The 19,595-nt window shown below is 62.1% G+C and carries 16 protein-coding genes and 1 riboswitch; of the genes, 8 read left to right on the top strand and 8 right to left on the bottom strand.

Features of this window, described 5'->3' with window-relative positions:
• Positions 1-26 precede the first annotated feature (26 nt).
• Positions 27-2,396, top strand: a complete 2,370-nt coding sequence (locus SJ05684_RS21065; RefSeq protein ID WP_034857017.1) for a polysaccharide biosynthesis tyrosine autokinase — start codon at positions 27-29, stop codon at positions 2,394-2,396.
• Between the two features lie 192 nt (positions 2,397-2,588).
• On the opposite strand, the gene SJ05684_RS21060 is transcribed toward SJ05684_RS21065, so the two are convergent.
• Positions 2,589-2,807, bottom strand: a complete 219-nt coding sequence (locus SJ05684_RS21060) for a hypothetical protein (protein ID WP_034857015.1) — start codon at positions 2,805-2,807, stop codon at positions 2,589-2,591.
• Positions 2,808-3,009: 202 nt separating this feature from the next.
• Positions 3,010-3,828, bottom strand: a complete 819-nt coding sequence (gene thiD / locus SJ05684_RS21055) for a bifunctional hydroxymethylpyrimidine kinase/phosphomethylpyrimidine kinase (protein ID WP_034857013.1) — start codon at positions 3,826-3,828, stop codon at positions 3,010-3,012.
• 63 nt (positions 3,829-3,891) lie between these two features.
• Positions 3,892-3,994: riboswitch (TPP riboswitch) on the bottom strand.
• A 184-nt stretch (positions 3,995-4,178) separates the two neighbouring features.
• On the opposite strand from thiD, the gene SJ05684_RS21050 reads away from it, so the two are divergent.
• Positions 4,179-4,838 (top strand): peroxiredoxin, encoded by a 660-nt coding sequence (locus SJ05684_RS21050; protein WP_034857011.1) that lies wholly within the window; start codon positions 4,179-4,181, stop codon positions 4,836-4,838.
• A 109-nt stretch (positions 4,839-4,947) separates the two neighbouring features.
• Here SJ05684_RS21050 and SJ05684_RS21045 read toward each other — a convergent pair whose 3' ends face one another.
• Positions 4,948-5,949, bottom strand: coding sequence for a serine hydrolase domain-containing protein (locus SJ05684_RS21045; protein WP_034857003.1), 1,002 nt, complete (start codon positions 5,947-5,949; stop codon positions 4,948-4,950).
• A gap of 174 nt (positions 5,950-6,123) precedes the next feature.
• Between SJ05684_RS21045 and SJ05684_RS21040 the strand changes: the two genes are divergently transcribed.
• Entirely contained in the window at positions 6,124-8,454 is a 2,331-nt protein-coding gene (locus tag SJ05684_RS21040) for a heavy metal translocating P-type ATPase (RefSeq protein WP_374193095.1), read from the top strand.
• Between the two features lie 55 nt (positions 8,455-8,509).
• Here the strand turns inward: SJ05684_RS21040 and SJ05684_RS21035 are convergent, their stop codons facing one another.
• Together SJ05684_RS21035 and SJ05684_RS21030 are read right to left on the bottom strand one after the other, a co-directional pair.
• A complete protein-coding gene (locus SJ05684_RS21035) occupies positions 8,510-9,454 on the bottom strand; it encodes a 1-phosphofructokinase family hexose kinase (protein ID WP_034857001.1) in 945 nt (314 codons plus the stop codon).
• A 9-nt stretch (positions 9,455-9,463) separates the two neighbouring features.
• Positions 9,464-10,123 carry a CBS domain-containing protein gene (locus SJ05684_RS21030; RefSeq protein WP_034856999.1) on the bottom strand — a complete coding sequence of 220 codons (660 nt, stop codon included), beginning with the start codon at positions 10,121-10,123 and terminating at the stop codon, positions 9,464-9,466.
• A 149-nt stretch (positions 10,124-10,272) separates the two neighbouring features.
• Here SJ05684_RS21030 and SJ05684_RS21025 point away from each other — a divergent pair, with 149 nt between their 5' ends.
• Entirely contained in the window at positions 10,273-11,250 is a 978-nt protein-coding gene (locus tag SJ05684_RS21025; RefSeq protein ID WP_034857111.1) for a ribose-phosphate diphosphokinase, read from the top strand.
• On the opposite strand, the gene SJ05684_RS21020 is transcribed toward SJ05684_RS21025, so the two are convergent.
• Positions 11,233-12,240, bottom strand: coding sequence for a hypothetical protein (locus SJ05684_RS21020; RefSeq protein WP_034856996.1), 1,008 nt, complete (start codon positions 12,238-12,240; stop codon positions 11,233-11,235). The genes SJ05684_RS21025 and SJ05684_RS21020 overlap by 18 nt on opposite strands.
• A 108-nt stretch (positions 12,241-12,348) precedes the next feature.
• Positions 12,349-12,501, bottom strand: a complete 153-nt coding sequence (locus SJ05684_RS29750; protein ID WP_157211992.1) for a hypothetical protein — start codon at positions 12,499-12,501, stop codon at positions 12,349-12,351.
• Between the two features lie 274 nt (positions 12,502-12,775).
• On the opposite strand from SJ05684_RS29750, the gene groL reads away from it, so the two are divergent.
• Complete coding sequence (groL, locus tag SJ05684_RS21015) at positions 12,776-14,398, top strand: chaperonin GroEL (protein ID WP_034856995.1); 1,623 nt, start codon at positions 12,776-12,778, stop codon at positions 14,396-14,398.
• 48 nt (positions 14,399-14,446) lie between these two features.
• On the opposite strand, the gene ppsA is transcribed toward groL, so the two are convergent.
• A complete protein-coding gene (ppsA, locus tag SJ05684_RS21010; RefSeq protein WP_034856993.1) occupies positions 14,447-16,819 on the bottom strand; it encodes a phosphoenolpyruvate synthase in 2,373 nt (790 codons plus the stop codon).
• Positions 16,820-17,120: 301 nt separating this feature from the next.
• Between ppsA and SJ05684_RS21005 the strand changes: the two genes are divergently transcribed.
• The 3 genes from SJ05684_RS21005 (at position 17,121) to SJ05684_RS20995 (ending at position 19,592) form a co-directional block, all read left to right on the top strand.
• Positions 17,121-17,648 carry an Hsp20/alpha crystallin family protein gene (locus SJ05684_RS21005; protein WP_034856988.1) on the top strand — a complete coding sequence of 176 codons (528 nt, stop codon included), beginning with the start codon at positions 17,121-17,123 and terminating at the stop codon, positions 17,646-17,648.
• A gap of 179 nt (positions 17,649-17,827) precedes the next feature.
• On the top strand, positions 17,828-18,658 hold the full coding sequence (locus SJ05684_RS21000) for a universal stress protein (protein ID WP_034856986.1): 831 nt from the start codon (positions 17,828-17,830) through the stop codon (positions 18,656-18,658).
• A gap of 214 nt (positions 18,659-18,872) precedes the next feature.
• Positions 18,873-19,592, top strand: a complete 720-nt coding sequence (locus SJ05684_RS20995) for an ABC transporter ATP-binding protein (protein ID WP_034856984.1) — start codon at positions 18,873-18,875, stop codon at positions 19,590-19,592.
• Positions 19,593-19,595 lie beyond the last annotated feature (3 nt).

Raw genomic sequence — 19,595 nt, 5'->3', positions numbered from 1 at the left:
CCACCGGATGAGGACCGGAGAAGAATATGAACAGAGCGGCCCCGATGAAACAGAGAAGTGTCCCATTGAGCATCATACCCCGCGACGATCAGCCCGAGGGCTTTATCGATCTCGATCGGCTTTTTGCCGCCGTCGTTCGCCGGGCGCGGTTGGTGGCCGCCTTCGTGGTGCTTTTCGTCGTCCTCGGGGTTGCCTATCTCCTGTTTACGACTCCGCTCTACACTTCGATGACGAGCATCCTCCTGGACGACAACCTGTCGAAATATGCTGAGGAGGAGAGAACGCCCACGAACAGCCAGTTGCTCGACAATCAGATAGCGAGCGCCGTCGAAATCCTGAAATCCGGCGAACTGGCGCTACGCGTAGTGGACGCACTGAAGCTTTCGGAGAACGAAACGATCCTCAATCCCCCGCGCTCGCTCGTCGCAATCATCAAGGGATGGGTGAAATCGGCAACCCAGGTCTTTTCGAGCGAACCGGCTATATCGGAAGAAGCAGCGCGCAACGGACGTCGGCTGAAGGCGGCCGCCCTCCTCCAGCAGGGTCTGAATGTCGAGCGCGTGTCACGAAGCTCGGTGGTGGCCCTTGCTTATCGCTCCAGCGATCCACGGCTGGCGGCGACGGTGACCAGGGCCTATGCGGACGCCTATCTCACGGATCAGTTGAACGCCAATTTCGAAGCGACGGAGCGGGCCTCGGTCTGGCTGCAGGAGCGGCTCGAGGATCTGAGACAGCGTTCGCAGGCGGCGGCCCTCGAGGTCGAACGTTTCCGCAGCGAAAAGGGGCTGACGGCTGCCCGTGGCGAGCTGATGTCCGAGCAACAGCTCGCGGATCTCAACAGCCAGCTTATCGTCGCACAGGCGGACTCGGCGAGCGCCTCAGCACGCTATAATCAGTACAAATCGATAGTCGACCAGGGACCGGAGGGCGCGGTCAAGAACGCCACTGTCTCCTCCAAGGAGGGCGACAATTCCGTGATAAGGGAGCTCCGCACCCGGTACCTCACCATTGGCAAGCGCGAACGCGAAGTCTCGGAGAATTTCGGGGAGGACCATCCCCAGGCCGTCTCCCTGCGCGGGGAGCGCGAGGACATCGCCCGGCAAATATACCAGGAACTGCAGCAGCTGACAGCCAGCTATCGGAACGAATATGAAGTCGCCCGCTCGCGCGAGGCATCGCTGCGCGAGAGCATCGAAGGTATTGCCGGCAAGAATTCCGACGCCAGCCAATCCCTGGTGCAATTGCGTGCCCTGGAACAGAAGGCTGCGGCGCTGAGGTCGCTTTATGAATCCTACCTTGGGCGCTACGAGCAGGCGGCGCAGCAGCGCTCCTTCCCGATCGCCAAAGCACGCGTCATTTCCGAAGCCGGTGTTCCGGTTGCGCCCTCTAGCCCGAAGAAGACGATGACACTTGCGCTTTCGGCCGTACTCGGGCTTCTGGTCGGCGGCGCCTATGCGGCGTTTCTCGAATTCCGCGAACGGACGTTCCGCCTGGAAGGCGACATACGCTCGGCCCTCGGCCACCGATCGCTCGGCTACCTGCCCCTGGTCGGATCCCGGCCCAAAAAGACCGCGGAACTCGTGCGGGCCCGCTTCGGGTCCGACCGATATCCGCATGATTCCGAAGCGGCCTCGGTGCCGTTCCAACGCCTCTCGCGCCTCGTCGTCGACGCGCCGCGCTCGGCATTCGCCGAAACCTTCCGGAATGCGAAGCTCGCCTGCGACCATATGTTGCCAGGAAACGAGAGCCGTGTGATCGCAATCGCTTCCGCGTTGCCTGACGAGGGCAAATCGGTCGTCGCGGCAAATTTCGCAGCGCTTCTCGCGGCCAGCGGCAAGAGAACCTTGCTGATCGACGCCGATATCCGCAAACCCGGCCTGGCCGAGTTGATCACGCCTCCGCCGCGCAGCGGGCTGGTCGAGGTGCTGACTGGAGAGGCCACTTGGCCCGCAGGTATCAAAGTGGATCAGCGCTCCAAACTCGCAATCCTGCCCGCAGGCGGCGGCAAATCGTATGAGAAGCGGCATCAGAGTAATGAGTTGCTGGCATCGCCAGCCATGGCCGGACTGATCGAGAACGCCCGCAACTCCTTCGACTATGTCGTGGTCGACCTCGCAGCACTCGCCCCTGTCGTCGACGCAAAGGCCTTCGCGCCGCTCGCCGACGGCGTTCTCTTCGTCGTCGAATGGGGCAGCACACCGACCCGGCTCGTGCGCGATCTCCTCAATTCCGAGCCGCAGATCGATGCCAAGGTTCTCGGCGTCATTCTCAATAAGACCGATATGAAGGAACTGCAGAAGTACAGCGACTTCGACGGTGCAGAGAAATACCGGCATCGTTACGGAAAATACTATATCGAACAGGATGTACCCGAGGTGCGCTACACGGCCGCCTGAATCAGGCATCCTTCTGCAGCCTTGGCTTCAAGTCTGTTCCGAGGGAAGCAGGATGCATAATGGCGGCGACATCGCCGCCTCTCTTCGCTTCAAGCGATTGAGTCAGATTTGCCTCCGGGTGCTCACGCAGCCGACACAGGTCCAGGCCCGGACTTTGCCGTGCGGGATCTCAGGTCGGCGGGCACCACGTGATCACAATTGGTTGGATTTGCGGTCGAGGCCGACGATCCAGGCCGCAACCATGAAGACGATCGCCGCCACCAGGGCGCCGAACGCCACAAGGTAAAACAGGCAATACTCGATAAGCCGGGGCACGAATAGAAGCGCATGCCGCAATAGGCTGGGCGACTGCCGCCAGTCCGGCAGTTCGTCACGATTGAAAGCCTCCAGTCGACGAGCAAGAAAGTGCATATCGCCAGACCCCGCTGTCTTTCGTTAACCATAGAGGATAGCCTTTTCCAGCTCAACCGTGGCAATAGCAGGGCATGGGGCCGCCAATTCCTCCAATTACAGCGCCGCGCGTCTTTTCACACACGCAAAGGTCGCCGTATCTCTTTGAATCTGCGCATGAGCATTCCGAAAATCGGCTTCGATTTTTGGGCAAATGCCAGCGTCAAGAGTTCCACCAGTGATGGAAATGATGCACGGGTCCCCGCCCATGCCCTATCTTCAGGCCATGGGCGGCGGAAATCGCGCCATGCAGATAGTGCTTGGCTGCGCGGACCGCTTCGGCGAGCGGTTGTCCCGATGCCAGGCCTGCGGCGATCGCGGCCGAAAGCGTGCAGCCGGTACCATGATCGTTATGCGTCTCAATGCGCGCCGCCGGGAGACGCAGCAGCTTTTGGCCGTCGAAGAAAAAGTCCGTGGCCTCGCCACCCGCCAGGTGTCCACCTTTGACCAGCACGGAACGGGCCCCGGTCTTCATGAGCGCTTCGGCCTGGCGCGCCATCTCCGCTTCGTTCTCGGCGATGGGACGCCCTGTCAGAAGTGCCGCTTCAGGCAGGTTGGGAGTTGCGACGAGTGCCAAAGGCAGCAGTTCATCGATGAGAACGGCAATCGCATCCGATTGCAACAGACGGTCGCCGGACGTCGCAATCATGACCGGATCGACGACCGCAAGCCTTTTGAAGCGGCGCAGACCATCGGCGATGACGGCAATCGTCTCCCGGCGCGACACCATGCCGATCTTCACCGCCTTCACGTCGAGGTCCGAAAAGACCGCCTCCATCTGCGCCGCGACCATGCCGGCCGAGACGTCCTCCACCGCGGCAACCCCCATTGTGTTCTGGGCGGTGACGGCCGTAACGACGCTTGCCCCATAAACCCCGAGCGCCGAGAAGGTCTTCAGATCGGCCTGAATGCCGGCGCCGCCGCCCGAATCCGATCCGGCTATGGTAAGCGCCACCGGTGCATTGGGGCAAAGAGGCGTCATCGATCGATCCCCCGACTGACATCACGGAGATCCGGGCGGACGAAGAAGTGGGCTGGCTTGCCGGCGGGCGACCCATTCCGTTCCTACGCCGGCATGACCCGGATCAGGTTCAAGGGTCCGGCTCACCACCGTCTCAGCGCCGCCCGGCGCACCCCTCGGAATGGCGGTATTCTATGCGTCAGTGGCGTGGGGGTGTCAACGCGATGCGGCGCGGCTCCTGGCATACCCGCTGACTGACGCGTAGATGGACGATCTCTCTCATTGTTGAGTGCGACGACGCGTTTCGCGCTCGAAAACTCTGCTGTTTGCGCTATCCTTGCGCAATTCCTCCGACAGGAAAGGAGCACATCATGGCCCTGCGCATCAACGACACTGCCCCCGATTTCACAGCCGAGACAACGCACGGCACGATCAATTTCCACGAATGGATCGGCGACGGATGGGCGGTCCTCTTCTCCCACCCGAAGAATTTTACGCCCGTATGCACCACCGAACTCGGCGCCATGGCGGGAGTCGAAAGCGAATTCCGCAAACGCGGGGTCAAGATCATCGGCATCTCCGTCGATCCGGTCGAGAGCCATGCCAAGTGGAAGAGCGACATCAAGCTCGCGACGGGCTTTGACGTCGAATATCCGCTGATCGGCGACCGTGAACTCAAGGTCGCCAAGCTTTACGACATGCTGCCCGCTGACGCCGGAGACACCTCCGAGGGCCGCACGCCGGCCGACAATGCGACCGTGCGTTCGGTCTACGTCATTGGTCCCGACAAGAAGATCAAACTGATGTTGAGCTATCCGATGACCACCGGCCGCAATTTCGATGAGATCCTGCGGGCGATCGATTCGATCCAGCTCACCACCAAGCATCAGGTGGCAACGCCTGCCAACTGGAAACAGGGCGAGGATGTCATCATCACGGCTGCCGTGTCCAATGAGGATGCCGTCCAGCGCTTCGGCTCCTTCGAGACCGTTCTTCCCTATCTCAGGAAGACCAAGCAGCCGACTGCATAGCCGGGAGCGGGCACCGGCATCATCGGTCGCCACGAAACCACGCGTTTCGTGGCGGTCTTTTTCCTGCAGTGTCGTGCGTTCCTGCGGTTCACGAGGGCGGAGGATTTCATCAGTCGGCCTTCAGTGTATCGATGATATTCGCGAGGACGCCGTGCAGCGCATCCCGGTAGCCGGTACGGGCGGAAGGGCCATCCTGTTCAGAGGTCATCACCACGGTCAGCTTTAAGGCCGGCACGATATAAAGCATCTGGCCGCCGTAGCCCCAGGCGAAATGCACGTCTTCGCCGCCGATCTGCCGGTTGAACCAGCCGTAGCCATAGGCATCGCCGGAAAAGCGCGAATTCGTGTGCTCCTGCCAGGAGAGATCGATCCACTCGTCCGGAATGATCTGGCGCCCATCAGCTGTCCGGCCGCGATTGCGGTATAGCTCGCCGAAGGCAAGCAGAGAACGGGCGGTCATGGCCATCTCGTTTCCGCCGAGATAGATCCCCTGCGGATCGCGCGACCAGGCATCGATGCGAAACCCGTCGACCGGACCCAGCCATTCGCGCGCAAGGGTCAGGGTCGACTTGCCGCCGACCTTCGTGAGGATCGCCGACAGGAGGTGCGTCGACGCGGTCGAATAGAGCATGCGCCCTCCCGGCTCGGCGTCGAAGGGCCGCGCAAGCGCGAAACGAACCCAATTGCGGCTTGAGACCCAGCGACCGTAGTTCGGGCCGGACAGACGACCCAATCCCGCCTGCATCGACAACAGGTTGCCGATCGTGATGTCGCTGATGCGCGGGTCCGCGGGGGAAGGCAGGTCGGACTTGAGGATCGGTGCGATCTTCTGCTCGGGTCCCGTGAGAAGACCTTTGTCGATCGCGATGCCGACGAGCGCCGAGACGATCGATTTCGACGCCGACTTGATATTGGTCGGTTGCGATGGTCGATGGCCACGGTAGCCCTCTTCCGCGACCACTTCGCCCTCCTGAGCAACGATGACCGTCTTCAGCGACTTGAGATCGTCTCGGTCTGCGAGGCTCTTCAGCAGATCCGGCACGGTCTGCTGCGCGATCGCTGGCGAAAGACAGGCCAGGAGCGATAGAATGATGGCCACGTACCTGATCATTGCTAGGACCTAGAGCCAAAGCGTTGCGAAGTCATGTAGCGGGCGCAAGGTTCACGACGATTTGACTGGAGTTGTGCGACGCAAGGGCACTGCCGCGTCGTTTCAGACAGCGCTTGCGCGGGGTCAAGGCGCCGGGAGCCGGCTTGCTTATCCTTGCCCTGCAAAGGAGAAGACTTGAGGCTGAATCGTTTTTCCAAGCTGATTTCGCAGGGAGAGGGATTGGGCAAGCGCCTTCTCCTTGCGCTGATCACTTTGGCCCTGCTGACGGGCGGCACCGCCTGGCTCGCCGACCGGCCCGATATCAGCGCAGCCGCTTGGGCTGCGGGCACGGCAGTTGTGCTGGCGAGTCTGATCGCCGACATCGCGATCAGCCTCGGGAAGAGGGAATTCGGCCTCGACATCATCGCCGCACTTGCGATGGCCGGCGCGCTTCTCCTTGGAGAATACCTGACCGGTAGCATCGTCGCGCTAATGTTCACGGGCGGGCAAGCATTGGAGGACTTTGCGCAGCGGCGGGCGCGGCGCGAACTGACGGCGCTGCTCGATCGGGCGCCGCGCACCGCCATGCGCTATGCGGAAGGGCAATGGGAGGAGGTACCGGTCGGCGAGCTGACAGCCGGCAACCGCATCCTGGTGCGTGCGGGAGAAGTGGTGGCGGTGGACGGAAATGTGGAGGGCGGCAATGTCGCCGTCATCGACGAGTCGGCGCTGACTGGAGAGGCTCTGCCAGTCCGCCGGCGGTCCGGTGAACCGGTCCTGAGCGGCACGGTGAATGCCGGCGACGCCTTCCAAATGACTGCATCCCGCTCGGCAGCCGAGAGCACCTATGCCGGGATTGCGCGACTGGTCGAGGCGGCAAGGGTCGCCAAGGCACCGATGGCGCGCCTCGCGGATCGCTACGCGCTCGTTTTTCTGGCCATCACGCTGCTGCTTGCCGGCGGGGCCTGGGCAATATCGGGGGAAGCGGTCCGGGCGCTCGCCGTCCTCGTTGTCGCCACGCCCTGCCCATTGATCCTTGCCGTTCCTGTGGCGATCATCGCGGGCGTATCGCGCTGCGCCGGCAAAGGCGTGCTCGTGAAGGGCGGTGGTGCCCTGGAGATGCTTGCCAACACGAAAACGGTGCTCCTGGACAAGACGGGCACGATTACCGACGGCCGGGCGGCGCTCATCGATGCCCGGTGCCGCAGCGACCTCGATGCGATGGAGGTGCTGCGCCTTGCAGCGTCGCTGGACCAGGGCTCTCACCATGTCATTGCCCGCGCGCTCGTGGCGGCGGCGCGCGAACGCGGACTTGAACTGTCCACTCCATCCGCATCGCGCGAAATGTCGGGAGCCGGAGTGGCCGGCTGCGTAGAGGGCCACGAGATCGCCGTGGGAGGCAGAGACTTCGTGAGCGCGCATATCGAGCCGAGCGTCTTTTCTCGAGAGGTCCACGAATGGATCGCGAGAGACGGTTTCGTCGCCGTTCTCGTCGCCTTGGACAGGACCTTGGCAGGCGCGTTCCTGCTGGCGGACGAGGTCAGGCCCGAGGCGAGCTCAGTGCTTCGGCAACTGCGTGAAGCTGGGGTCCGGCGTATCGTGCTCGCTACCGGCGATCGCGCGGAAATGGCCGAGAACCTCGCATCGTTCCTCGACGTCGACAGTGTGATGGCCGAGTTGACCCCGGAGGACAAGACCCGGATCGTCGAGGCCGAGAAGGCCGCGGGTAGGCCGGTCATGATGGTGGGCGACGGTGTGAACGACGCGCCGGCACTCGCCGCCGCGGATATCGGGGTGGCGATGAGCGCACGCGGCGCCGCCGCGTCCTCCGAAGCGGCCGACGTTGTCATTCTCGTGGACAGACTCGACCGCCTCGTCAGCGCAATCCGGATTGCCCGACGCTCGCACCGCATCGCCCTTCAGAGCGTCTACGCCGGCATGGGCCTGTCTATTGCCGGCATGATCGCCGCGGTACTCGGTTACCTGCCCCCGCTTCAGGGCGCTCTCGTACAGGAACTCATCGATGTCGTGGCGATCCTCAATGCGTTACGCGCGCTCACAGGGCCCATGCAGGGCTGGAGAAGACGACCGCGGATGACACATGCGGAGCTCCTGCGTTTGGAAGAGGAGCATCGTGGCCTGATCGATATCGTGGAGGAAATCCGCCACACGGCCGAACGCGTCGGGCATTTGCCGGCCCCTGAAGTCCGCCGGCAGCTCGCGGATTTGGACGTGCTGCTCAGGCAACGTCTTCTTCCGCACGAGCGGCAGGACGATGAGGAACTTTACCCGAGGTTGCGCGGAAGCGCGGACACTCCGGATGCGCTTGCGGGCATGAGCCGTACGCATATGGAAATCCGGCGACGGGTACACAGCCTGGCATCGGTTCGCAACGCACTTGGCGAGGACGGGCCAAGTCTCGCACAACGCTACGAAATCCAGCGGCTGCTCAACGGCCTCGAAGCGATCACGCGACTGCACTTCGCCCAGGAGCAGGAAATCTATCGGATGCTCGAGGACGGCTGAGAGAAATGACCCCACGGGTGGTACACAAGCCCGTCCGCCTTCGATCGCAGGGCGATCAGGCCCCCCCTGCCTCGGCGCCGTAGATGGCGAATACATCGTCGCGCCGGCAAAGCTCGGTGCCGGGTGTCATCGCGGCGGCAGCACCTGCGGCCACCCCGAAGCGGAACGCATCTTCCATCGATTTGCCCTGCATCAGGAACCAGGACAGCGCCCCGACAAAGCTGTCGCCCGCCCCCACGGCGGATTGTACGACCACATGTTTCGAGGGCACGCGCAGGATTCCGTTCGGACCGGCTAGCCAGGCGCCCTCCCGACCCATGGTGACCGCGACGTATTCGGCGGCGCCATCCTTGACCAGCGTCGCCGCCGCTTCACCGACTCCCTGTTCGTTGAGACGGCGTCCGACCAGCGTCTCCAGCTCTCCGATGCTCGGCTTCACCAGCAGGATGGGAGCCTTGCCCAAGGTCTCGCGCAAGGTCGATCCCGGACAATCCAGAAGAACCTTGGCGCCGTTTTCAGCCGCCGCTTCGGCCATCCGCGCGTAGGTGTCGCCCGGGGCCCCTCGCGGCAGGCTGCCGCTCGCGATGACGAAATCGCCCTTGAAGCCCACCACAACCTTCAAGGCATCAGCGAGGCTCTCCTTCGACACTTCCGGTCCTTCCGGAACAAAGCGATATTCGAACCCGCTCTCCTTTTCCTGCACCATGAAGGCAATTCGCGTGGGTTCGGCGATCGGCACCACGTGCAGATCGATCGGCAGCATCCTCAGCCAGTCCTCGAGCATTGCACCCGTTGCGCCACCGGTCAGGACCAGAAGTTCGGGCCGACCGCCGAGTTCGGCAATGACCCGCGCCACGTTTACACCGCCGCCACCGGCCTGGCGGCGCTCGTTGCGCGTCCGCATCTTTCGGGTCGGCTGCACGCGGTCGACTTCGCTCGATAGGTCGATGGTCGGGTTGAGCGCGACCGCCAGTGCGGACCTCGGTCTGGTTTCCGTCATCGAATGTCCTCAGCTCTGAGCAACACGAAGCCGGTTCTGGACGCAGCCGACACCGCCGATCTTTTCGGCCACGACTCGGGCTGCCTCGCGTTTGGCCTCGCTCTCGACCTCGCCCCATAGGCAGACGATACCATCCTCGACGGTGACGTCTATGCTCTCTCGATCAAGTCCGAGATCGTCCGACAGCCGCGTGAGTACGGCTCGCCGCTTCGCCTGCTCCCCGGCTGCCGTGATATCAGGCACGGATCTGGCAATCGCGCGCAAGATATCGCTGCGGGTGATGATGCCGACGGTCTTTTCGCCTTGCATGACCGGAACGCGGTTGACCTCGTTGACCGCCATGATGGCGGCGACGCGGTCGAGCGGCGTATCCTCGCCGACCGTGACGAGTTGCCGGGTCATGACGTCTCCGACGCGCCAGCTGTGGCTCCTCGTGAAGCTCTCCGCCGAAGCGTAATGTTTCTCCGTCGAACTCCTCCAGGCGGCCGGCCCCAGCTCGGCGCGCCTCAGGAGGTCGCCTTCGGACAGGACGCCGAGGAGCTTTCCTTCATCGTCGCGGACAAGCAGACCGCTGATGTGGTTTTCGAGCATGATGCGCGCGGCATGACTGACGCTATGCTCGGGGCTTATGCTGATGACGCCTTGGGTCATGAAATCCTTTGCCTGCATCGCTTTGCAACTCCCGCGCCAGATCGACGTTTCCAGTATAGCCGCCCCGCGCAAGCCAGGATTGACGCGGGTCAATTGCGAGCTTCGACTGTGCCCAGGTGCCGTTGACCACGGTCGAGAAACTCGTCGGACCTTTGATGGTGTTGCCCATGCGTATCTTTGCACTGAACGGAACGAGACCTCTCGGACAGGAAATCGCCGCGAACGCCGGCATCACCCTCGCTGCGCACGAAGAACGCGATTTCGAGGATGGCGAACACAAGGCGCGTCCGCTCGTGAGCGTGCGGGGCGAGGATGTCTTCGTCATCCATGCGCTCAACGGCAATAGGGATGGTTCGGTCAATGACAAGCTCCTGAAGCTGCTTTTCTTCATTGCCGCATGCCGCGAAAACGGCGCCTCGCGGGTTACCGCTGTCGTCCCGTACCTTGCCTATGCACGCAAGGACCGGCAAACCAAGGCGCGTGATCCCTTGACCACGCGCTATGTGGCTGAAATCTTCGAAGCCGTCGGCACCGATCAGTTCGTGGCATTCGACGTCCACAATATCGCGGCGTTTCAGAACGCTTTCCGCTGCCGCACCATACATCTCAGCGCGAAGGGCATGTTAGCGTCACGCATCGCGCAAAAAACTCCCGAAGGGCCGGTTGCGATTTTCTCTCCCGACAGCGGTGGCGTTAAGCGTGCGCAACTGCTGAAGGAGGCGTATGAGCGACTGTCCGGAAAGGCCGCGCTGTTCGGCCTGCTTGAAAAGCGCCGCAGCCGAGGCATAGTTTCCGGCGAACTCTTTGCCGGAGAGGTCGAGAACGCGACCGTCTTCATCGTGGACGACATGATCAGCACCGGCGGCACGATGCTGAGGGCCGCAGAGGCGTGCCGACAACGAGGCGCCAAGGCCGTTTACGCCGTGGTGACCCATGGCCTCTTCGGGAAGGGCGCGGAAGCGGCGCTGGCGCATCCCGCTATCGAAAAGACCATTGTGACGGATTCCGTGGCTCCCTTCCCGCTTGAAAGGGACCTCCTCCAATCCTCTGTCGAGGTGATCGCAAGCGCTCCGCTTTTTGCCGAGGCCATCCGCCGGCTTTCCGACGGCGGCTCGATCTCCGTGCTCCTAGGCGACGACGAGTGACATGCGCTGCCGGGCGGCACCGAGGTAGGCGAGCGCCAATGGGCGCCACTTCTCGGCTTCGCGCACTGGGTGCTCGAGCAGATGAACAAGGCAGAGCCTGGCCCTCAGCAACGCACGAAAACCGCCCAAGAGAGCGATCAGGCGATCGTCCGGTCGTTCGCCAAGCACTTCATCGAGCGCGGACAGAAGCAGCGGCGTGATCCAACCGGCTCCCAACACCTCGCATTCGAGCCCCAGATAGTTCATCTCGTCATAGGGGTCGATGATCCGCATGTCGCGATTGAACTCGAGACAGTCGATAACCTGGGGCGGGTTGATCAGGCAGACATGCTCCGGCCTGAGGTCCCCATGCCCTTCTACGATCCGACCTTGCGCTATGCGCGCTTCGATGAGAACGCGCATGTCACAGAGCCCCGAGCCGACCCAAGCAATCAACGCATCGATTCCGACGGCCGCCAGGTCGAATTCCTGGCGAAGGAGCATCTCCCGATTGATCTCCTGTTCTTCGAGCAGATGCCGGATATAGGCCGGACCGTCGGCGATTTCCGGCGTGCGGTTATGGTAGAAGCGGGCAAGCCGGCAGGCGATGCCGGCTATCTCGTCGGGCGTAATCCGCTTTGCCTCGATGCGGGCATCCAGCATTTCGTCGCTCGGAAGCCGCCGCATCTCAACGAGCCAATCGACGACGCGCTCAGTCGGCTCGAATGTCAGATCGCCCTCTTCGCTGCTATAAAGCGGTCTGACGGCGAGATAGGTATCGCCGGCCAGCCGCCGGTTCAGCCGGAGTTCCTCGTTACAATAGAATTCTCGTGCTGCGATCGTGCTGAAATCCAGATAGGCTCGCTTCACCGGCTTCTTCAGCTTCAGCACCCGGCGATCCGCGATGAATACCCAGGACATATGGGTTTCCCTCGCCAAAATCCGCCCCGGGGACTCGGGATAGGACGCCGGGTCGGCGAGGAATCGCACCTTGGCGCTCAGTGCCGTCATCGTTCCAGTCCTGCTCCCCTCCATCAACGCTCGGGACGTCACATCGTTCACTCGGCACTCAAGCCGACATCAGGTGGTTCAGGGTTCCTTCCTTGAGCAGCGAGCGGGTCACGCCTCCCAACAGGTGATCGGATGGACATCGCCCGCGGCGAAGCCGATCAGATTCGCGTCGAAGCGGAAGGCGAGCTCACGGGCGAACTTCAACTGCCGTGCTGCGCCGTCATGGATGCCGAGGTGTACCAGTATTGTGTTGTAGATCATCGCAGTGACCCCAATTCTTCGTCACTCCCGAGAATAAGTCATCGACCGCGCCACCTGCCTTGACCGGCGTCAAGGCATCGGCCGCGAGTCGACCGCATGCCGGTTTGACGCGCGTCAAAGCGCCGTTTTCACCCTGCGTTAAAAGCATTACAGCGCCGCGCGTCTTTCCACAGGCGCAAGGGTCGCTGTGACTCTTTGAACCTGCGCATCGAGCCTTCTGAAAGTCGGGTGCGATTTTCGGGCAGATGCACTATAGGGAACGGAGTGTGGGAACATGGCTCACAAGCAAGTGCTTTTCCATTCTGCAGCCCGAGAGAAGATCTTGAGGGGCACCACGCAACTGGCGGATGCGGTACGCGTCACGCTCGGCCCCCGCTCGAAGGCCGTCCTGATCGAACGAAAGTGGGGAACCCCGATCGTCTGCAATGACGGCGTGACGATCGCCAAGGAGTTCGATCTCAAGGATCCGGAAGAAAATCTTGGGGCGCGGATGCTGCGGCAGGCAGCGGAAAAGACCGGGGAAATTGTTGGCGACGGGACGACCACGTCGACCATCCTCGCCCAAGCGATCTTCTCCGATGGTCTGCGAAACGTCGTCGCGGGCGCGAGCGCCATCGACATCAAGCACGGACTCGACCGGGCTCTGAAACGTGCCGTCGCCGAACTGAAGAGGAATTCCCGTCCCGTTTCGGAAAAGCGGGAGAAGGAACAGGTCGCGACGATTTCCGCCCACAATGACACGCAGATCGGCGCGCTGATTGGCGAGGCGATGGAAAAGGTCGGAGACGACGGCGTCATCAGTGTCGAGGAATCAAAATCGACCGAAACAATCCTCGAGGTGGTCGAGGGCATGCAGTTCGATCGCGGTTACATCTCACCCTATTTCGTCACAGACGCCGAGCGAATGGAGGTCGTCCTCGAAGGAGCGGCGATCCTCCTCTTCGACCGCAAGATCAACTCCCTCAAAGACTGCGTGCAACTGCTGGAGGCCGTCGCAAAATCCGGAACACCGCTGCTGATCATCGCCGAAGATGTCGAGACGGAAGCACTGGCGACGCTCATCGTCAACCAGATGCGCGGGACGCTCAGGAATTGCGCGGTCAAGGCGCCAGGCTTTGGAGACCGCCGCAAAGCGCTGCTGCAGGACATCGCCATTCTCACGGGCGGCCAGCTCATCTCAGAGGAGCTGGGCATATCTCTTGAAACCGTCGCTTTCGAGCAGCTCGGCCGCGCCGAGCGGGTCGTCGTCACGAAAGAGACAACGACGGTCATCGGCGGGGCCGGAGACAAGAAGGCGATCAGCGCGCGCGCGGAGCAGATACGGCGAGAAATAGCGGCGACCACCAGCAGCTACGATCGCGAGAAGCTCGAAGAGCGACTGGCCAAGCTTTCAGGCGGCGTTGCCGTGATCAAGGTGGGTGCTGCAACCGAGGCGGAGCTGAAGTCGAAGAAGGAGGCGCTCGACGATGCGATCAGTGCGACCAAGGCCGCCGTGGCCGAAGGCATCCTGCCCGGTGGGGGGCTTGCCCTGCTACGCTGCATCCGGGCTGTCGAGGAAGAAGAAAAGGCCTGCGAGGGAGACGAGCGCACAGGCGTCCAGATTCTCAGGCGGGCGCTGGAGCTGCCAGCCCGGCAGATCGCCGAAAATTCGTCGACCGACGGTGGTGTAGTAGTCGCCAAGATGCTGGAGGGCAAAGGCAATTTTGGTTTCGACGCGGGTCGGAAAATCTATGTCGACCTGGTCTCCGCCGGCATCGTCGATCCGACGAAGGTCATTCGCGTCGCGCTCGAAAACGCAGTTTCTGTTGCAAGTGTGCTGTTGCTGACCGAGGCAACGATGACCGAAGTTCCCGAAGCGCAGAAGGAAGCCTTGTCCGAAGCTGCGATGCAGGCGTAGTCCTTGCTCCGCAGGGCTTTCGCCGGGTGGGCTTTACCCTCCTGATTTCTACCTCGCCTTCTCCGCCGCCGCCACGGCCTTCTTCACCGCGACGAAGCTGTCAGGCGTGACGGACACGGAATTGATGCCGCATTCAACCAGGAAGGCTGCAAAATTGGGATGGTCGCTTGGCGCCTGGCCGCACAGGCCGATCTTCGTGCCGGCCTGCCTGGCATCGGTGATGACCTTGGCAATCATCCATTTCACCGCCTCGTCCTCCTCATTGAAGGAGGCGGCGAGATCTTCGGAGTCGCGGTCGACCCCGAGCGTGAGTTGCGTCAGATCGTTGGAGCCTATCGAAAAGCCGTCGAAAGCACGCGCAAAGGCGGTCGCCAAGACGACGTTTGAGGGGATCTCGCACATAACGTAGACTTCCAGGCCGTCCACTCCCCGCTTGAGGCCGTTTTCGGCCATGACGGCAAGCACCTTTTCCGCCTCGGTCACAGACCGACAGAACGGGATCATCACGACAACGTTGCGGAAGCCCATCGTCTCGCGCAGCAGCTTGATCGCCCGGCATTCGAGTGCAAAGCCGTCGCGGTATTTCGGCGAGTAGTAGCGTGATGCGCCGCGGAAGCCGATCATCGGATTTTCTTCCTGCGGCTCGAACTCCGCCCCGCCGCAAAGTCCGGCATATTCGTTGGTCTTGAAATCGCTCATGCGGACGATGACCGGATTGGGATAGGCGACAGCGGCGAGGCGGGCGAGCCCTTGGGAAAGCTGGTCGACGAAATAGTCGGTCTTTTCCGGATAACCCGCGGTCAAGGCGGCAATCCTCTCCTGAGCCGTTCGATCCTTGAGCCGGTCGAAGTGCACGAGCGCCATCGGGTGGATTTGAATGGCGTTGGTTATCACGAATTCCATGCGTGCCAATCCGATCCCGTCGGCGGGAAACCTCCACCAGCGCGAGGCGGATTGCGGGTCTGCGAGGTTGAGCATCACCTTTGTGCGCGTCTCAGGTATGTCCGCGAGGCTGATCGTCTCCGCCTTGAACTCGGAACGCCCCTCATAGATGAAGCCCTCGTCACCCTCGGCACAGGAAACCGTCACAACGTCGCCCGAGCGCAACGCCTCTGTCGCATTTTCCGCACCGACGATTGCCGGAACGCCGAGCTCCCGGCTGACGATCGCTGCATGGGAGGTTCGGCCTCCATGGTCGGTGACGATGGCTGAAGCGCGCTTCATCACCGACACCCAATCGGGATCTGTGGTCGTGGTGACGAGGATGGCGCCATCAACGAACTTGCCAATGTCTTCGGGACGGTCGATCAGGCACACGGGCCCCGCAGCAATGCCATTGCCGATCGCCAATCCCTTTGCCAGGAGGCGGCCCTTCTTGCCGATACGATAAGTCGGGAGCAGGCCGGGCGCCGCTCTTGCCTGCACCGTTTCGGGCCGCGCCTGGACGATGTAAATCCGGCAGTCGCCGTCCTTTGCCCACTCGATATCCATCGGACAGCCATAATGCTCCTCCAGCGCGACCGCCCATCGCGCTAGCGTCAAGATCTCGGCATCGCTCAAGACAAGGCTCGCCTGTTCTTCCGCCGACGTCGGAACGCCGCGCGTCGGCGCGCCGGAGTCGCCATAGATTAGTTTGCTGGTCTTGGTACCGAGTCTCTTCTGGATGATAGGCGCACATGCCGAATCGGCGAGCAGCGGCTTGAAGGCGCGGTATTCGTCAGGATCGACGACGCCCTTGACGACGTATTCGCCCAGCCCCCAAGCGGCGTTGATCAGTACGACCTTGTCGAAGCCGGTCTCGGTCTCGATCGAGAACATGACGCCGGCGCCGCCGAGATCGGAACGAACCATCTGCTGGACGCCCACGGACAGAGCCACTTTCATGTGGTCGAAGGCGTTTGCCTTGCGGTAGCTGATAGCGCGATCGGTAAAGAGCGAAGCATAGCAGCGCCGGCAGGCATCCATTAGGGCTCCCTCGCCGACGACATTGAGAAAGCTCTCCTGCTGTCCGGCAAAGCTCGCCGTCGGCAGATCTTCCGCGGTGGCGCTCGAACGCACGGCGACCGATGCCTCCCCGACATCCAGCATGCGCGAGAGGCTGCGATAGGCGGTGATGATCTCCTCCTCGACGTCGGTGGGCCAGCGTCCGCCCAGGATGATTTTGCGGATAGCAGCGCCCGTTTCGGCGAGCGATGTCTTGCCGCTCTCCCATTTCCGAAGCAGTGCACCGATCGGCGCCCGCAGCCCGTTTGCGTCTATAAAGCGCCAATAGGCCACGGCAGTCGTCGCAAAGCCGTTCGGCACCTCTATGCCGGATGAAGACAGGGCGGCAATCATCTCTCCGAGCGAGGCGTTCTTGCCGCCGACTCTGGCGATGTCGTGTCGTTGCACATTCTCGAACCAAATGACTGCTGCGCCCATCTGTCTCTCCCGTCTTTGGTAACCCGACAATAGTCCTGCTGGGCCGGCGTGACGTTGACGTCCGTCAAGGCGGAAGGCTTTCCGGGCGCCAACAGACCTGGAGCTGAACGGCCCAAAGGCGGGCGAGCGAAGTTGCATCCCGCGTTTGACGCCGATCAATGAGGCGATCGAAGGACGGCAGTTAAATTGCCCTAGCTGCCATCCAGGCGATGGGTCGCATGGCAAAGCGGGCAGCTGGCTTGGCATTCTCATCGGGACCACGGTCAAGCCTACCAAGCCTACACTCCATGGAGGATCAGTCATGGCTGAGAAAGCAACGAAACTCCCCGTCAAGACGGAAGAGAAAGCGGTAAAGCACGGCGCAGAATCATGGCTCCCATTTGAAAGCCTTCGCTCCGAAATCGACCGCCTGTTCGACGAGTTCACTCCGTCGCTTTGGCGCCGCCCATTCGGGTCCGCGCTCATGCAGCGCATGCCGCGCATTTCGGAATGGGCAATGGCCCCGGCTGTCGACGTTGCGGAGACGGAGAAGAGCTACGAGATCACTGCCGAATTGCCCGGGATGGAGGAGACGGATATCGAGGTGAAGATCTCGAACGGAAGTCTGACGATCAAGGGCGAAAAGCAGGAGTCCAAGGAAGAAAAAAGTAAGGAGTACTTCGTCTCCGAGCGCCGCTACGGATCGTTTCAGCGAACCTTCCAAATGCCCGAGGGCGTCGATGCCGACAAAGTCGAGGCAGCCTTCGCAAAGGGGGTTCTGACAATCACCCTGCCGAAGACCGAGGAGGCGCAAAAGAAGGAACGCAAGGTCGCTGTGAAAGCCGCCTAGCGCATCGGCCCGAAAATCGGAGCGGAATTTTCGGAAAGCTCGACGCGCGGATTCGAATTGTTACAGCCACCTTTGCGTGTGTGAAAAGACGCGCGGCACTGTAGCGTATAGTCTTAGTTCCGGCGGCGAAAAGCCTCCACGCGGGCGCGTCTCGCCGCCACTTAAAAAGGAGCGCATCCATGTCTTTCAAGACCATACTCGCGGTCGTCGGCGCCTCGCACGGCGACGAGGACTTGCGGATTGCCGCCGACCTCTGCGGTCAGGCAGGCGCGCATCTAAGTGTGCTCGTCACGGCTTGGGCGCCAGAACCGATGGGGCGCTATCCGACAATGACCCCGGCATGGGTGGAGCAACGGGACCGAAGCATGCAGGCGCTCCAGGAACGGGTCGGGCAGGCGCGCGACCTGCTCGGCCGGCGCGAAATCTCCTCCGATGTCGACAGCGTCTATTCGGAAGTGGCGGCGGCGGACTACGACATAGGCGAACGTTCGATCTACTGCGATCTCCTTCTGATTGGCCCCGATGCCTTTGCCGATGCCGATTTGAAGCGGCAGGTCCTGGGCGGCGGGCTGCTTCAGGCTGGTCGCCCGCTCCTGCTGATCCCGCCCGGCACGAAACCGACGCTGCAGCCAAAAACGGTGCTGCTGGCTTGGGATTCGCGAGCGCAATCCGCGCGTGCCGCGCGCGAAGCGCTGGAAATGATGTCAAAGGCCGAATCCGTTCGCGTCACCATGGTCGATCCGACGGCATCGCTCCGGGGGAGCGGAGATGAACCCGGTGCGGACGTTGCCGCCTATCTCGCCCGGCACGGCATTAATGTGACGGTCGATACATTGCCGAGCGGCGGAAAGACGGTGGCGCAGGTTCTCCAGCAACATGCCGTCGATGTGTCCGCTGATATCATCGTAATGGGCGCCTATGGTCACTCTCGCTTGCGGGAATCCATCTTCGGCGGCGTAACGCGATCGATGCTCGATGAGACGAAGCTCCCCGTCTTGATGGCGCGGTGAACACCCTTGTGAGAATGATCCGGCGAAGTCTCCCATTTCGGGGATCGAGCGCTATCTTCCGGCAAGATGTCGGCAAGAGAACTCGCGCAATGGTCGCGACGCTTAGATTAGCGCATCGGTCCGAAAATCGGACCCGAGTTTCGGAATGCACGATGCGAGAGAGTGACAGCGTCCGCAAGGACCCACCGCGCTGTAGCAAACCAGGGGAGATCCGGTGGAGAATGAGACATCGGCCATAGCCCTTGAGGCGCGCGATCTCGTTAAGATCTATCGCATGGGAGCAGTGGAGGTCCATGCGTTGCGGGGCGTCGATGTCGAGTTCCGCGAAAGCGAACTGGTGGTGCTGCTGGGGCCGTCCGGAAGCGGGAAATCGACCCTCCTCAATATTCTCGGCGGTCTCGATAATCCAACCAGCGGCACGGTCATGTTTCGCGACCGCGTGCTCTCGCTCGGCAGCGAGCGCGCAATGAATCTCTACCGGCGCAACCATGTCGGATTCGTGTTTCAGTTCTACAATCTCATTCCGAGCCTGACCGCGCGCGAAAACGTCGCGCTGGTGACGGAGATTGCCAGAGATCCGATGCAGCCGGGCGAAGCGCTGGCGATGGTCGGACTGGCCGACCGGATGGATCATTTTCCGGCGCAGCTCTCCGGCGGCGAGCAGCAGAGGGTCGCCATCGCCCGCGCGATCGCGAAGCGGCCCGACCTGCTGCTTTGCGACGAGCCCACGGGCGCTCTTGACAGCAAGACGGGCATTCTGGTGCTCGATGCGATCCTCAGGATAAATCGTGAGCTCGGAACAACCACGGCGCTCATCACCCACAACGCCGTGATTGCCGAGATTGCCAATCGCGTGCTCTACTTTGCCGACGGGCGCATCGTCGAGACGCGACGGAACACCATTCAACGCGCTCCAGCCGAACTCTCCTGGTAGCAT

It is taken from the genome of Sinorhizobium sojae CCBAU 05684, from assembly GCF_002288525.1.
Classification (GTDB): domain Bacteria; phylum Pseudomonadota; class Alphaproteobacteria; order Rhizobiales; family Rhizobiaceae; genus Sinorhizobium; species Sinorhizobium sojae.
This window is presented reverse-complemented; position numbering and strand designations above follow the sequence as displayed.